Raw genomic sequence first — 14,021 nt, 5'->3', positions numbered from 1 at the left:
GCGCAAGTTAGTTAAAATCCCAGCGCCAGCAGTACAGCTTCCTTTTTGCTGCGGGAGACGGGTACGGTAGCGCCGTTGTCAAGGAGCAGGAAGCCGCCATCTTCGCGGACCCAACTGCGGACGAAGCGTTTGTTGACGAGATGGGATTGATGACAGCGGATGAAACCGTAGTCTTTCAAGAGCGGTTCGTATTCATACATCGGTTTGGAAACCAATAATTTCTCGCCGTTGTCCAAATAGAAATAGCAGTAGTTGTTGTCGGATTCACAGCGGATGATCTGCCGGGTGTAGAGAAAGCGGGTTTCTTTCAGGGTGGTGAGGGCGATGCGGTGTTCGTCCTTGAAGGGCTGGCGTTGCAGCAGGTGCAAAAGATTTTCGAGCCGGCTGTTCTGCTGCTTTTCGTTGTGGCGAAGGGTTGCTTTGCGGACGGCTTCCTGCAGTTCGGTGACATCTATCGGCTTTAGCAGATAGTCCACCGCCGCGAATTTCACCGCCTGGATGCCGTAGTGATCATAGGCGGTGACGAAGATGAGCTGGAAGTCGTGGCGGGGTAGTTGCTGTAACAGATCGAGACCGCTGGCGCCGGGCATCTGGATATCGAGGAAGACGAGATTTGGCTGCCGGGTGACGATGAGCTCTTTTCCTTCTGCTGCATCAAGGGCAGTCCCGAGGATCTCCACGTCAGGGCAGTATTGGGCCAGCAGCCGGGCCAGGTTGGCGAGGTTGGGTGCTTCGTCGTCGATGAGCACTGCGGTTATGTTCATGTCCACCAGTTAGTGAATTGAAAGCGTACGGTTGCGCCGGCGCCGGGGCTGGAAGTGATGGTCATGTTGATCGGTTGATCTTTCAGCAACTGGTTAAGGAGGCGGATCCTTTCACTTGTGAGCCGGAGACCATAACCCGTTGTCGCGACCGTGGTATCCCAACCCCTGCCGTTGTCGGTTACCTGTGCGATGAAATTAGCATTTTCCCGGGAGAAGTGGATTTGGATGAGGCCGGCTTGTAGTAAACCCGAAACGCCATGTTTGACTGCATTCTCCACGATGGGCTGAAGAAGGAAGGCGGGGATGCCGGTGTCGGGAAGGCCAGGTGCAGTAGTGATGGTGTAGCGGAAACCAAATCGAAGTTGTTCGAGGTGACAATAGCTGTCGAGGATGCGTATCTCCCGCTGCAGATCGGTGAGATCGTTGTCGCCGCCGGTGCGTTTGGTGCTGAGGGTACTGCCATCACTGAAGGTACTGCCGTCACTGAGGGTACGGTCGTGGCTGCCCGTGTGGTCGGCGCTGACGGCGAGGCTGTCGCGGAGCAGGCTGCCGAACTCCGAAAGATAGCGGTTGGCGGTGTCGATCTCCTTCTTGTTGACAAGCCCCTGGATGGAGTTGAGGGCGTTGAAGATGAAATGTGGGTTCAACTGTGAGCGGATGTAGCCGAGTTCGAGGTTTAGCTTTTCGCGGGCGGCCTGTTCACGGCGGGTCTTTCGCCGCTGGCGCAGGAAGATGAAGGCCAGGATGACGGCGCCGATGGAGAGGACCAGCATGGCGCCGAGCAGGAATTTGAACAACCGGGTCTCGTACCAGGCAGGGCGGATAGTAAAGGAATAGGCAGAAACGTTGTGCCGCTGGGCGCGAAGCCGCAACTGCAGGGTATACTTTCCGGGCGGGAGGTTTTGTAGAAAGACGATGTTGTTGTCGAAGTCGTTGGGCTTCCAGGCACTGTCGACCTGGCCATTGCGAAGCAGCTGGTATTCGACGGCCTGCCGTTGGTAGACTTCGGCATCGATGAAAAAGATGAGCGTGTTGTCGCCGGGTTGCAGTTGCAGTTTGCCCTGGTAGAGCTGCTCCAAACGAAGGTTCATGGCCGAGTCTGGCTTCCAGCTCCCATACTCGTGTTTGCCGGCGACAAAGCTTTTGAGGTTTTGTGCGGTATAGATGCCCGATAGGGTGGGGCGGGCGTTGGTCCAGTAGACGACTGCGGAGGATTGGATGGTCTTTGTTGCTTTCTCGCGGATCTCGGCGAGCACCGAATGGCCCCAGGTGGTTTGGTAGCCGCCAAGAAAGCCGAAGATGGGTTTGAAGTCATTCAATTCCATTTTGGGCTCGGTGAAGCGAGTGATGGGGCTCCAGGGCACGTAGGTCAGCCAGCCATCGACGACGATGCGAAACTCATATTTATCCGCATTAGCGGGGTGGATACCCGGAGCAAGAAAGTAGACGTTGCCCGAGTCCATCGTGTTGGATGCGCCGATGTAGCGGGGGCGTTTTTCGTCCGGGATATAGAAGCTGTCTGCGAGGTGCAGCTTTTCGGATGTTGTGGAGAAATAGCTGGCGCCGCCATAGATGCCATTGTAAGGGATGGCGGTGACGAGCACGGGGTGGACGCCTTCTTTTCCGTTGCCCTGGAAGGAGGTGGAGTAGTTGTCCCAGTCGAGGTGTGCCGGGACGGTGTCGAGGGCCTGGGCCTGGGTTTGGGCTTGGGTGCGGAGGGCGACGGCGGCCAGGATGAGGAGTAGGGCTGTTTTTTTCATGGATTGAAGATCAGGGTTTTTGGTTTGCGGGAAGCGGGCAATGTGAATCCGGCGGGGGTGGGTGTGAATTTGGCAGGGGCGACCGGAGGGAGTCCGCCCGAAGGGCAATCATTGGCCCCAGTAGGTGCCGCAGGCGCCGGTGTGAGCAGGGAGGAATCTGGCGGGGCGGGTGACGCCTCCGCTGGGCCGACGCGGGGCAGCAGCAGGCGTGGGGCGGCTGGGTTGGGGGGGTGCTTTTTCCGGAAATTTTCCTTACTTACTAGTAAGTAAGTATATTTGCCGCGAAAATTAGGACAGGTGGGCTACAATTGGCAGAAAGATACGCGGCTCGAGATCATTGTACATGCCGACACGATGATTCGGAAGAAGGGTTTTAATGCCTTTAGCTATTCGGACATCTCCACCATTATGGATATCCGCAACGCGGCCATCCACTATTATTTCCCTACCAAGTCGTCCCTTGGAAGGGCGGTGATGCAGGAGGAAATGCTAAGGCTTACCTCGTTCAGGCGGCGGCATGCGCTTGCGGCTATCGGCGGGGAAGACCAGCTGAAGCATCTTGTTGCGGCCTTTTATTATAATGCCCGGGCGCACGCCATTTGCCTGATGGGAGCGCTCACCCCGGAATTTGCGACTTTTGACGAGGAGATGCAGGCGACGGTGCGGCGGCTATGCACGGCTATCCAGGAATGGGTGGCGGACTGTCTCGAGGAGGCGCGAACGGCGGGAAAGTTGAGGTTTGAGGGATCGGCGGAGGACAGGGCTGCGCTGGTGATATCGGCACTTCTGGCGTCGCTATTGCTGTCGCGGATCGAGGGGACGGAGCTTTTCGAGCGGATGCTCGACCGGATGCTTGAAGATTTGGGGGCGGACTGGCGTGTCCGCCAGCTGGAGAAGCCGGAGCCGGGCACACACATTTATTATTCCTTCACTTGAATAAAGAATTATGAACAGAGTAGTTGTTACTGGAATGGGCGCTATCACTCCGCTGGGAAATGATCCGGTTACGTTTTGGCAACAGCTGGTGGCCGGGGCGAGCGGCGCCGGGCCGATAACCCATTTTGACGCCAGCAAGTTCAAGACGCGGTTTGCCTGCGAGGTGCGGAATTTCGATCCCAGTGGCCTGCTCGACCGCAGTGAGCTGAAGCGTACCGATCTGTTTACGCAGTATGCTCTTGTCGCCGCCGACCAGGCGATAAAAGACTGCGGTATCGATTTCAAGGGGATGGACCCTTTCGACACGGGGGTCATCTGGGGTTCGGGCCAGGGAGGGATGGAGACCTTTGAAGAGCAGGTGAAGGAATATGCGGGTGGCGATGGAACGCCGCGTTTTAGTCCCTTCTTTGTGCCAAAACTGATCGCGAATATGGCCTCGGGGATGATCTCCATCCGGTATGGCTTTATGGGCATCAACTATACGACTGTCTCAGCCTGCAGCACGTCGAACACGGCCTTTATGGATGCGCTGAACTATATCCGGCTGGGCAAGGCGAAGGTGATCGTTGCCGGTGGTTCGGAAGCGCCTATCACGGCCGCGTCGATCGGCGGGTTTACGGCGATGAAGGCGATGTCGACGCGCAACGACGATCCACAGCACGCTTCCCGGCCTTTTGACATCGACCGGGATGGTTTTGTGATGGGGGAGGGAGCAGGTGCGCTCATCCTGGAAGAATATGAGCATGCCAAGGCCCGGGGCGCGCATATTTATGCCGAGCTGGCCGGGGCGGCGATGACGGCCGATGCCTATCATATGACCTCCACCCACCCGGAAGGGCTGGGAGCTTTTCGGGCGATGCAGGACGCATTGAAAGATGCAGGTGTCACACCAGCCGATGTCGACTACCTGAATGTCCATGCCACTTCGACTCCCGTGGGGGATATCAGCGAGGTGTTAGCCGTGACAAAGCTTTTCGGGGCAGCGCCGGCCAAACTTGTCATCAGCGCCACAAAGTCCATGACGGGGCATTTGCTGGGGGCGGCGGGCGCCATCGAGGCAATAGCCTGTCTGATGAGTATCCGGGACGGGATCATTCCACCAACGATCAATACCCAACACCTGGACCCGGCGGTTCCCGCGGGGCTGAATATCCTGCTGGGCGAGGCCCGGAAACAGCCGGTGAGCGTGGCGATGAGCAATACTTTCGGGTTTGGAGGCCACAACGGTATTGTCGTGTTCAAAAAGATGTAGGCAAGGGCAGATGGTGAGGGAAGGATCAGTAGGCAAGGGCCGGAAGGTATGGGGAAGGACCGGAGGAAGCCTATGGGTTAATAGCCGGAAGGTATGGGGAAGAGCTGGAGGAAGCCTATCGGCTAATAACCAGAATCTATGAGGGGGGAACTGTTTTTGGCCTAACTTTGCACCCTGTTATGAAGAAGATACACATCATCATACTGATTCTCATTGCCGCGTCGATCGCGGTGCTCGTCAGTTTCATGGGCAGCCTCACTACCTTCGAGACCATCGCCTCCGCCCGGCAGAAGAGCGGCAAGAACGTCACGATCATCGCACACATCGACAAGAGCCAACCGATAGAGTACGATCCGGCAAAGGACCCCAACTATCTCAGCTTTCATATCAGCGACACCCTTGGCAACACGGCGAAGGTGGTCTATCATTTCGAGAAACCCTATGACCTGGAGAAGGCCGAACGCATCACGCTAAAGGGGAAGATGGAAGGGGATGTCTTTGAGATTACCCGCAAAGACGGTATCCTGCTGAAATGTCCTTCCAAGTACAAGGACGATCCCAATAACGCGAAGCAAGCGCTGAGCCAAAATTAATATCCCCGACATGCAATACCTCGGCGAACATCTCTTGCCCGGCCGGCTTGGTCATTTCTTTGCCCTTCTTTCTTTTGCAGCTTCCTTTGTCGCCGTCATCGCTTATTTCAAGGCGACACAGGCGAAGCTTCCTGAAGAGCAGAACAGCTGGCGGCGGATGGGCCGCACCGCTTTTTATATCGATGTGGCGGCAGTGTTTGCCGTCCTGTTCACCATCCTCTATATTGTCTCTTCCCGGCTTTTTGAATACAATTTCGCGTGGGAGCACTCCAGCAAGGCGTTGAAATTCCAATACCTCTTAGCCTGTGTCTGGGAGGCGCAAGAAGGCAGCTTCCTGCTTTGGAATCTGTGGGTCTGCGTGCTGGGGCTTATTCTTATTCGCAAGGCGGACAAATGGGAATCACCGGTGATGACGGTGATGAGCTTTACCCAATTCTGTATTGCGACGATGATCATGGGTATCTATCTGTTTGGCAACAAGATTGGACTTAACCCTTTTATTCTCGTCCGGCAGACGGAGTTCGGGATGAGGGCGCCGATCTTTAGCCAGCCCGACTATCTCAGCATCCCGCAGATGCAGGACGGTCAGGGGCTCAACGCGCTGCTGCAAAACTATTGGATGGTCATCCATCCGCCCGTGCTCTTTCTCGGGTACTCGTCGACGGTGGTGCCGTTTGCCTATGCCATTGCAGGACTCTGGAAACGAGACTTTGGCGGCTGGACGAGGGCTGCATTGCCCTGGACGATCTTTTCTGCCTGCGTTCTGGGCACTGGTATTATGATGGGATCTGCCTGGGCGTATGAAGCGCTTAGTTTCGGCGGCTATTGGGGCTGGGACCCGGTGGAGAACGCTTCCCTGGTGCCCTGGCTGGTGATGGTGGCGGGGTTGCATACCCAGGTGATCTATAACGCTACGGGTCATTCGCTGCGGTCGACCTATTTCTTTTTGATCACCCAGTTCGTCCTGGTGCTGTATTCGACCTTCCTGACGCGGAGCGGCATCCTTGGCGACCTGTCGGTGCATGCATTTGTGGATTCGGGGATGAACGTGCAGTTGGCCTCTTTTGTGCTCGTCTTTCTTCTGCCGGCCTATGCGTTGTTCATAGCCAGATACAAACAGATACCGCATATAGTAAAGGAAGAGGCTACGGATTCCAGGGAGTTTTGGATGTTCATCGGTTCGCTGATCCTCTTCCTGTCTGCGGCCTATATCATCATCTTCACTTCGTTGCCGGTGATCAACCTCGTCCGGGAAAAGAAGGTGAATACTGACGATGCGCTGTTTACCTACAACCGGATCGAGATCTTTATCGCCATCCTGATCGGGATCTTTACGGCCTTTGCGCAATACTTGAAATACAAGGGGACGGGCAAGGGGGTGCTGATGAAGAAGCTATGGCTGCCGACTGCCGTTGCGCTGGTGGTCTCCACCCTGGTGAGCATTTTTGGCGGTATCCACTATGACAAATATGGCGCGGGTTTCCTGGCAGCGATACACCTGGCGCTGTTTGCCGCGGTCTATACGGTGGTAGCCAATGCGGAGTATATCCGGGTAGGGTTGAAGGGTAATTTGCGGGCGGCCGGCGGTTCGGTTGCGCATATCGGTTTTGGGCTGATGCTGGTGGGTATCCTTATCTCTTCTTCACGCAAACAGGTGCTTTCCTATAATACTGCCGGGGTGACGTTCTCCAATCCGGACCCCAAGCAAGATCCGCTGGAAAATCTGACGCTGGTGAAGGGTGTCCGCACGGAGATGAATAAATACTGGGCTACCTATCTGGGTAATGACTCGCTTGACGAGCGCAGCCAGACCCGGTATTTCCATATCCATTTCCAGGACAAGCAAACGGCCGACCAATTCGATCTTTATCCCAACATGATGAAGAATACGAAGGGCCAGGAAGGCGGCTCACCCAACCCCGACAAATTCCATTACTGGAACAGGGATATCTTTACGTATATCAGCGCGCTGCCACCCGACGACAACCAGGATACGGCGCAATTCCTGCCTCAGGCATTGAAGCTGAAAGACACGGCCTTTTATTCGAAGGGGTATATTATCCTCGACTCGGTGGTGAAGGACCCGAATAACGACAAGTATCATTTTTCGCCCAACGATACGGCGCTGATGGCCAGCCTCACGGTCGTCAGCAGGGACAGCATGCGGTATAAGGCCTCGCCAGTGATCTTTATAAAAGATAACCAGCCGCATTTTCTTACCGACACCGTCTTTGCACAGGACCTTGCGCTGAGGTTTAACAAGATCACCACCGACCAGCGGATAGAATTGGGTATTAAGGAATCTTCGGAGATGGTGCCTTTTATTGCCCTGAAGGTGCTGGAATTTCCACAGATCAACATTCTTTGGATCGGGACGATCATTATGATCACTGGCTTCGTTATGAGTCTGTTGTGGCGGCGGCGCCAGGCTAAGGCCAAAATGTCAGTCCGGTGAGGGTTACCCTGAAGGGGTATAGGGTATTAAATAGTGAAGTTTTTTAGTAATTTTAAGGACTTGCTATGCGCCCTTCCGTCCGCAAATATTTGTTACCGCTATTCTTCCTCCTACCCTGGGTGGGCGCTTTTGCCCAGGGGCAACCTCCTGTCGACACTACGCTTCCTGCTAACATCCAACGGCCGGTATACGGGCCGAACGATACCATCATCGTTCCCGCCAAGATATATGGCAACGAGCTTCTTCCCGCCAACAGCATCGAATATACGTGGGTGCACGCGCCGATGACACCGGCTATGCGTCGCCGATTCGAGGAATGGACAAGGCTTCGCAACGCGGTGTATGTGACCTATCCTTATGCCCGCCGGGCGGGGTTGATCATGAATGAGATGAATGCAAAGATCGCGCTGCTGAATACCGAAGGGGAGCGACATGCTTATATCCTGTCGCGTGAGAAGGAATTGAAGAAAGAGTTTACTCAGCCGCTGGAGCAGCTTTCCATTTACCAGGGGAAGATATTGATGAAGCTGATCAACCGGCAGACAGGGAATAACTGTTACAATATCATCAAAGAATACAAGGGCGGGTTTACGGCGCGTTTCTGGCAGACCGTGGCTTTTTTCTTTGGCAGCAGTCTCAAGCAGCCTTATGACCCCAAGGGGGATGATCAGAACATCGAAGTTATTGTGCAGGAGGTGGAAAGGATGTACCACAGTTAGGGGCCTGGCGATGGCGCGGCGAGTTATTGCTGCGGCTGGCCCAATAAGATTACATGTGCAGCGATGGCCCACCAGCGGCCATTTCTTTTTTCGTAGACATCGAGGTAGTCGGTCACACCGGTGGATTCTTTTCCATCCACCCGGGTGACAAAGCTGGCCCTGGCGTGGATGAGGCCGATGTTGCCGTAGATCTGCACTTCGGCGGTGTCGACTTTCGACGAAACGACGGGTTGGCCGAGGTTGGCCAGCACATCGGCTTTGGTGAATTTTTTGCCGGCGGGGTTGATGAGGATGAAGTCGTCGGCGAAGATGCGGCGAAAGGTGGCGGGGTCTTGTACCACGTAGTTGTGGATCCAGTCGGCATTGAGCTGTTTGATGGCGGCGATGTCGGCGGATTGGGCTCTCGTAGTAAGAAAGGCGGCGGCGGCGAGGATGAGGGTGAAAAGCTTTTTCATGGCAAGGTTTTATTGTGGTGTGCGATTGGCTTACAAGCGCGTTATTTTATCGATGAGGCCCGTGGTCGAGAAACCCGGGACGATGGGATTTATGACGACGCGGCCGCCGGCAGCCAGCACTTCTTTTGCCCCGACTATCTGTTCGAGGGTGTAGTCCCCGCCTTTTACGAGAACATCGGGAGTAACGAGATTTATCAGTTGGAGCGGGGTGTCTTCGTCGAAGATGATGACGGCATCCACCATGAGCAGCGAAGCCAGCACGGTGGCGCGCGATTCCTGGTTGTTGATGGGGCGGTCGTCGCCTTTCAACCTGCGGGTGCTTGCGTCGGAGTTGAGTCCTACGATGAGGATCTCGGCTTCCCGTGCGGCATCCGAGAGGGAGGCGATGTGGCCCCGGTGAAGGATGTCGAAACAGCCATTGGTGAAGGCGATGGTCTTGCCTAAAAGCCTCCAGCGGTGCAGCTGGTGCTGCAGGCCGGGAAGGTCATATATTTTCGTTGGGATGATCTGCGGGACCTTCATGAGCGATGATTTGATAGTGTAGTTTCTTATTGATACGGGGCAGCAGGATAAAACTGATCGTACCAAACAGGACAAAGCTAAGAAATTGTCCAAACCAGAGGAGCCAGCCCAGGGCAAGGCCAAAGGGAATGGCCGGAACATTATAAAAGGAGACGGTCTTCTGGATGAGCAGGGGATAGGCGCCGATGCCGCCCGGGGAGACGATCATGCCGACGCTTCCCATTGCCAGGACGCTGAGGGCGTCGATGATGGTGAGATGGCTGGTGGCGCCGATGGCGAAGAAGCCGAACCAGGTGCTGAACAGGTAGAGGCACCAGATGCCGATGGTATAGAAGAAGAACAGGGGTTTGTTCTTTACACCCTTTACGCTGGTGAGGCCGTGCCAGATGTTGATGATGATGTTGCGGACCTTTCCGACAGGGCCGATGTGGCTGAACTTATTGAGGAACCAGCGCCCGATGAAGAAGAGGACGGCGGCGACGGCGAGCAGCATGAGTATCTTTATATAAGAAGTCTGACCGCTGGCGGTGCGGAAGAGGGCGTCGAGCTTACCGGACGTTAGCGTATGGATGACATCGTACTGGAAGAAGAAGGTGAGGCCGAATACTATCACCAGGCATACAACGTCGAAGGCGCGTTCGGCAACAATGGTGCCCACCAGCTTGTCTGCGGGAACTTTTTCATAGCGGGCCAGGATAGTGCATTTGACTACTTCTCCGAGACGCGGGGCGCCCAGGTTGACGAAGTAGCCGATCATGACCCCAAGGAAACAATTGATGCGGGAAGTATTGTAGCCCATGGAATCGATAAGCTGTTTCCATCGCAGGGCGCGGAGCCAGTGGCTGGCCAGCAGCAGACCGAGGACGGGTACGAGCAGCCAGTAATTTGCCCGGTCGAGCGCGTCTTTCAACTGCGCCCATTCCTGGCTATGCATACCTTTCAAACTCAACCATACAAAAAACGCTGCCAGGGCAGCGAAAAAAATGTATTGAAGGAATACGAGAATTTTTTTCTTCATAGGGGGACAAGTTACAGTTTATTTCCTTCTTTCGGAAATATGACGCGGGGTTTGAACTGTTTTGCCTCTTCAAAATCCATATGCGCATACGAAATGATGATGATGATGTCGCCCACTGCACCCTGCCTTGCAGCGGGGCCGTTGAGACAGCATGTTCCGGAACCTCTTTTTCCTTTGATGAGATAGGTTTCGATGCGTGAGCCATTGTTGACGTTGACGATCTGGACCTTTTCGTTCTCGATCATGTTTGCTGCATCCATCAGGTCTTCGTCGAGGGTGAGGCTGCCGACGTAGTTGAGATTGGCTTCCGTGATGGCGGCACGGTGAACTTTCGATTTGAGTATCTCTATATCCATAGTTTCATTTACAAATGGGGCACGAATGTATACAATTTTAGCTGACGAAATGTTTATAGCGACAGCTCCATGTTGTCTATCAGGCGCACCTCCCCCTGGAAGGCTGCGATGAGGGCGACGGCGCCGTCGGGTGAAGGGCCGGGGAGGGGTTCGAGGGTCCGGGCGTCGGCTACGGACACATAGTCCACCCGGAATCCGCCGGCTTCGAGGATATGGAGGGCGGCATCGATGAGGATAGGGATGGGTTGGGCGGGGTAGCCGGTCTTTATGGCGGTGAGGGCCCGGTAGATGGCGGTGGCGTTGGCGCGCTGGTCGGGTGTCAGCCTGACGTTGCGACTGCTCATGGCGAGGCCATCGGCTTCCCGGAGGATGGGGCAGCGGTGGAGGGTGGTGGGCAGGCCGATCGTCTCCAGCAGCCGTTGTACGACCATACATTGCTGGTAATCCTTGCTGCCCATAAAGAGGTGGTCGGGGCGTACCATTTCCAGCAGCCGGCGCATGACCTGGCAGACTCCCTGAAAATGACCGGGCCGGTATTTGCCTTCGAGCAGGGTTTCAAGAGGTCCCAGGTCATAGGTTTCAAGGCCCGTGGTTCCCTGGGGGTACATTTCGGCGACATCGGGCAGGAAAAGGACGTCGACACCTGCTTTTTCGAGCATGGGGATATCTTTTTCCAGCGTCACCGGGTATTTCTGAAAATCTTTTGGATCATTAAACTGTGTGGGGTTGACAAAGATGCTGCAAACCGTTAGGGCTGTACTCTTTTTTGATATAGTAATAAGTGAAATATGTCCGGCATGCAAGGCGCCCAAGGTGGGGACAAAACCGATGGTTTGGCCCGCCTTCCGCTGGTGTTCCAGCCAGGAACCGAGGTCGCCGGCTCTTTTGAATAATATCATGATTTTTTGGGTTTTAGGCTCCGAAACCAGTGTCAGTACCGATTTTGCAATAAAAATTGTACCTTTGCAAACTATTTGTTTACATGTTGGTAACGACTAGTTAAGGTTCCTCTCAACAATTATTGAATAAAAATAATGCTACAAAAAAAGCGAATTTTATTTATTGCCAACGAAATGTCGCCTTATTTAGAGCTGACAGAATTTGCGGAGATTGTTAATAAGCTGGCAATTAAATCAAATGACAATGGGTTCGAGGTGCGCTGTATAATGCCGAGATTTGGGGTAGTGAACGAAAGGAGGCACCGGCTTCATGAAGTGGTTCGCCTTTCCGGGATCAATGTTTCGGTGGACAACGATGACTTCCCCCTGCAGATCAAAGTAGCTTCTCTTCCCAATGCCCGGCTCCAGGTTTATTTTCTCGACAACGAAGACCTTTTCAAGCGGAAATTCATCTTTCACGACGAAAACGATAAATGGTTTGAAGACAATGGCCTGCGCACGGTTTTCTATTGCAAGGGCGCGCTTGAGACCGTTAAAAAATTTGGCTGGCCGCCGGACGTCATCCATTGCAGTGGCTGGATGACGGGATTGATCCCGCTGTATCTTAAGACCGTGTATAAGAAAGAGCCCGTTTTTGCACATAGCAAATGTGTCTTTACCATCGGACAGCCCACCTTTAAAGAGAAGTTGGGGGGGGATTTCCTCAAAATAGCCAACATTCACGCCAACATAAAGGAGAAGGACCTCGAACCTTATAAGGAGGCCAATAATACGGCGCTTTTCCGGGGCGGCGCTACGTATGCCGACGCCATCACCTTTGGCGCAGAAAAGGTGGACAAGAAGCTTGTCGACGAGTTTGGCAAGATTCGCGGCCGGAAGGTTCTTTCCTACAATGCGGAATCTGATTTAACAGATTATTTGCAGTTGTACATGGACCTAAGTAAATAAGCTATTATCTTTGCGCGTCATTTATTGGATAATCCATTAATATTCATCAAACCTTTTAAAAAAAATGCCTTATTTATTCACTTCTGAGAGCGTTAGTGAAGGACACCCGGATAAAGTGGCCGACCAGATCTCTGATGCATTGATCGATCATTTCCTGGCTTTCGACCCCCAGTCCAAGGTCGCTTGTGAAACGTTGGTGACCACCGGTCAGGTTGTTTTGGCCGGGGAAGTAAAATCTAAGGCTTACCTCGATGTACAGGATATTGCCCGGAGCGTTATCCGCCGGATTGGTTATACCAAGAGCGAATATATGTTCGAAGCCAATTCCTGTGGTATTTTCTCCGCCATCCATGAGCAGTCCTCCGATATCAACCAGGGTGTTGACAAGAAGAAGAAGGAAGAGCAGGGTGCAGGCGACCAGGGGATGATGTTTGGCTATGCCAGCAACGAGACCGAAGACTATATGCCGCTGGCGCTCGACCTGGCACATAAAATATTGCTGGAGCTTGCCGCGCTGCGTCGTGAGAACAAGCAGATCAAATACCTGCGTCCCGACGCCAAGAGCCAGGTTACCCTGGAATATGATGACAACAACAAACCGGTGAGGATCGACGCGATCGTGGTATCCACGCAGCACGACGATTTCGACACCGAAGCCAAAATGCAGGCAAAGATCAAAAAAGATATTATCGAGATACTGATCCCCCGTGTGAAGGCAAAATATAAGAAGTACGCACGGCTCTTCAATGATCAGATAAAGTATCACATCAACCCTACGGGCAAATTCGTCATTGGCGGTCCGCATGGTGACACTGGCCTCACCGGCCGGAAGATCATCGTTGACACCTATGGCGGCAAGGGTGCGCATGGCGGTGGCGCTTTTAGCGGGAAAGATCCTTCCAAGGTTGACCGTAGCGCGGCTTATGCTACCCGGCATATCGCGAAGAATCTCGTTGCTGCGGGTGTAGCCGATGAGGTGCTGGTACAGGTGTCCTATGCCATCGGTGTGGCTCAGCCGACGAGCATCAACGTCAACACCTTTGGTACGGCCAAGGTGAAGCTGAGTGACGGCCAGATCGCCAAGAAGGTGATGGACCTGTTCGACATGCGGCCTTACTTTATCGAGACTCGCCTTAAGCTGCGCAATCCCATCTATAGCGAAACTGCTGCTTATGGTCATATGGGCCGTCAGCCGCAGGTGATAGAAAAGACCTTTGTCTCCCCCGACGGGAAGGAGGTGAAGCGGAAGGTGGAGCTGTTCACCTGGGAGAAGCTTGATTATGTCCCCAAGGTGAAGAAGGCGTTTGGGTTGAAATAAAAGAATTTTCGAGGTTGGAACCTCCC

At 54.1% G+C, this 14,021-nt stretch carries 14 protein-coding genes; 7 read left to right on the top strand and 7 right to left on the bottom strand.

What is annotated here, in order from left to right; translation table 11 throughout:
- Nucleotides 1-11 precede the first annotated feature (11 nt).
- Together IEY39_RS10225 and IEY39_RS10220 are read right to left on the bottom strand one after the other, a co-directional pair.
- On the bottom strand, nucleotides 12-764 hold the full coding sequence (locus IEY39_RS10225; protein WP_188931105.1) for a LytR/AlgR family response regulator transcription factor: 753 nt from the start codon (nucleotides 762-764) through the stop codon (nucleotides 12-14).
- A complete protein-coding gene (locus tag IEY39_RS10220; RefSeq protein WP_188931103.1) occupies nucleotides 761-2,524 on the bottom strand; it encodes a sensor histidine kinase in 1,764 nt (587 codons plus the stop codon). Before IEY39_RS10220 ends, IEY39_RS10225 begins: the two co-directional genes overlap by 4 nt.
- Nucleotides 2,525-2,800: 276 nt before the next feature.
- Here IEY39_RS10220 and IEY39_RS10215 point away from each other — a divergent pair, with 276 nt between their 5' ends.
- The 5 genes from IEY39_RS10215 to IEY39_RS10195 all read left to right on the top strand — a co-directional run bounded on the left by IEY39_RS10215 (nucleotide 2,801) and on the right by IEY39_RS10195 (nucleotide 8,479).
- Nucleotides 2,801-3,460 carry a TetR/AcrR family transcriptional regulator gene (locus tag IEY39_RS10215; RefSeq protein WP_188931101.1) on the top strand — a complete coding sequence of 220 codons (660 nt, stop codon included), beginning with the start codon at nucleotides 2,801-2,803 and terminating at the stop codon, nucleotides 3,458-3,460.
- 10 nt (nucleotides 3,461-3,470) lie between these two features.
- Entirely contained in the window at nucleotides 3,471-4,712 is a 1,242-nt protein-coding gene (gene fabF, locus IEY39_RS10210; protein WP_188931098.1) for a beta-ketoacyl-ACP synthase II, read from the top strand.
- Between the two features lie 179 nt (nucleotides 4,713-4,891).
- Nucleotides 4,892-5,305 carry a cytochrome c maturation protein CcmE domain-containing protein gene (locus tag IEY39_RS10205; RefSeq protein WP_188931096.1) on the top strand — a complete coding sequence of 138 codons (414 nt, stop codon included), beginning with the start codon at nucleotides 4,892-4,894 and terminating at the stop codon, nucleotides 5,303-5,305.
- A gap of 10 nt (nucleotides 5,306-5,315) precedes the next feature.
- Nucleotides 5,316-7,760: a cytochrome c biogenesis protein CcsA gene (gene ccsA, locus IEY39_RS10200; RefSeq protein ID WP_188931094.1), complete on the top strand. Its 2,445-nt coding sequence runs from the start codon at nucleotides 5,316-5,318 to the stop codon at nucleotides 7,758-7,760.
- A 65-nt stretch (nucleotides 7,761-7,825) separates the two neighbouring features.
- Nucleotides 7,826-8,479: a DUF4294 domain-containing protein gene (locus IEY39_RS10195; protein WP_188931092.1), complete on the top strand. Its 654-nt coding sequence runs from the start codon at nucleotides 7,826-7,828 to the stop codon at nucleotides 8,477-8,479.
- A gap of 23 nt (nucleotides 8,480-8,502) precedes the next feature.
- Here IEY39_RS10195 and IEY39_RS10190 read toward each other — a convergent pair whose 3' ends face one another.
- From IEY39_RS10190 to panC, 5 genes are read right to left on the bottom strand one after another with little or no spacing between them, the layout of a single operon-like run.
- A complete protein-coding gene (locus IEY39_RS10190) occupies nucleotides 8,503-8,934 on the bottom strand; it encodes a nuclear transport factor 2 family protein (protein WP_188931091.1) in 432 nt (143 codons plus the stop codon).
- Nucleotides 8,935-8,964: 30 nt separating this feature from the next.
- Entirely contained in the window at nucleotides 8,965-9,456 is a 492-nt protein-coding gene (gene rfaE2, locus IEY39_RS10185) for a D-glycero-beta-D-manno-heptose 1-phosphate adenylyltransferase (protein WP_188931089.1), read from the bottom strand.
- Nucleotides 9,419-10,474, bottom strand: a complete 1,056-nt coding sequence (locus IEY39_RS10180) for a lysylphosphatidylglycerol synthase transmembrane domain-containing protein (RefSeq protein WP_188931087.1) — start codon at nucleotides 10,472-10,474, stop codon at nucleotides 9,419-9,421. The genes rfaE2 and IEY39_RS10180 overlap by 38 nt, the downstream gene beginning before the upstream one ends.
- A gap of 11 nt (nucleotides 10,475-10,485) precedes the next feature.
- Nucleotides 10,486-10,830 carry an aspartate 1-decarboxylase gene (panD, locus tag IEY39_RS10175; protein WP_188931085.1) on the bottom strand — a complete coding sequence of 115 codons (345 nt, stop codon included), beginning with the start codon at nucleotides 10,828-10,830 and terminating at the stop codon, nucleotides 10,486-10,488.
- Nucleotides 10,831-10,883: 53 nt separating this feature from the next.
- Entirely contained in the window at nucleotides 10,884-11,729 is an 846-nt protein-coding gene (gene panC / locus IEY39_RS10170; RefSeq protein WP_188931083.1) for a pantoate--beta-alanine ligase, read from the bottom strand.
- Between the two features lie 135 nt (nucleotides 11,730-11,864).
- Between panC and IEY39_RS10165 the strand changes: the two genes are divergently transcribed.
- Both IEY39_RS10165 and metK read left to right on the top strand, forming a co-directional pair.
- On the top strand, nucleotides 11,865-12,677 hold the full coding sequence (locus tag IEY39_RS10165; RefSeq protein ID WP_188931081.1) for a glycogen/starch synthase: 813 nt from the start codon (nucleotides 11,865-11,867) through the stop codon (nucleotides 12,675-12,677).
- A 64-nt stretch (nucleotides 12,678-12,741) separates the two neighbouring features.
- The gene (metK, locus tag IEY39_RS10160; RefSeq protein WP_188931079.1) at nucleotides 12,742-13,995 is read left to right on the top strand and encodes a methionine adenosyltransferase; all 1,254 of its coding nucleotides are present in this window, start codon (nucleotides 12,742-12,744) and stop codon (nucleotides 13,993-13,995) included.
- Nucleotides 13,996-14,021 lie beyond the last annotated feature (26 nt).

The sequence above is a fragment of the Puia dinghuensis genome (assembly GCF_014642875.1).
Lineage (GTDB): Bacteria > Bacteroidota > Bacteroidia > Chitinophagales > Chitinophagaceae > Puia > Puia dinghuensis.
This window is presented reverse-complemented; position numbering and strand designations above follow the sequence as displayed.

Coding starts and splice junctions, on each gene's coding strand:
- rfaE2 (WP_188931089.1), bottom strand. CDS start 9,456: ATGAAGGTCCCGCAGATCATCCCAACGAAAATATATGACCTTCCCGGC.
- panC (WP_188931083.1), bottom strand. CDS start 11,729: ATGATATTATTCAAAAGAGCCGGCGACCTCGGTTCCTGGCTGGAACAC.
- panD (WP_188931085.1), bottom strand. CDS start 10,830: ATGGATATAGAGATACTCAAATCGAAAGTTCACCGTGCCGCCATCACG.
- IEY39_RS10225 (WP_188931105.1), bottom strand. CDS start 764: ATGAACATAACCGCAGTGCTCATCGACGACGAAGCACCCAACCTCGCC.
- IEY39_RS10220 (WP_188931103.1), bottom strand. CDS start 2,524: ATGAAAAAAACAGCCCTACTCCTCATCCTGGCCGCCGTCGCCCTCCGC.
- IEY39_RS10165 (WP_188931081.1), top strand. CDS start 11,865: ATGCTACAAAAAAAGCGAATTTTATTTATTGCCAACGAAATGTCGCCT.
- fabF (WP_188931098.1), top strand. CDS start 3,471: ATGAACAGAGTAGTTGTTACTGGAATGGGCGCTATCACTCCGCTGGGA.
- IEY39_RS10205 (WP_188931096.1), top strand. CDS start 4,892: ATGAAGAAGATACACATCATCATACTGATTCTCATTGCCGCGTCGATC.
- IEY39_RS10195 (WP_188931092.1), top strand. CDS start 7,826: ATGCGCCCTTCCGTCCGCAAATATTTGTTACCGCTATTCTTCCTCCTA.
- ccsA (WP_188931094.1), top strand. CDS start 5,316: ATGCAATACCTCGGCGAACATCTCTTGCCCGGCCGGCTTGGTCATTTC.
- IEY39_RS10180 (WP_188931087.1), bottom strand. CDS start 10,474: ATGAAGAAAAAAATTCTCGTATTCCTTCAATACATTTTTTTCGCTGCC.
- metK (WP_188931079.1), top strand. CDS start 12,742: ATGCCTTATTTATTCACTTCTGAGAGCGTTAGTGAAGGACACCCGGAT.
- IEY39_RS10190 (WP_188931091.1), bottom strand. CDS start 8,934: ATGAAAAAGCTTTTCACCCTCATCCTCGCCGCCGCCGCCTTTCTTACT.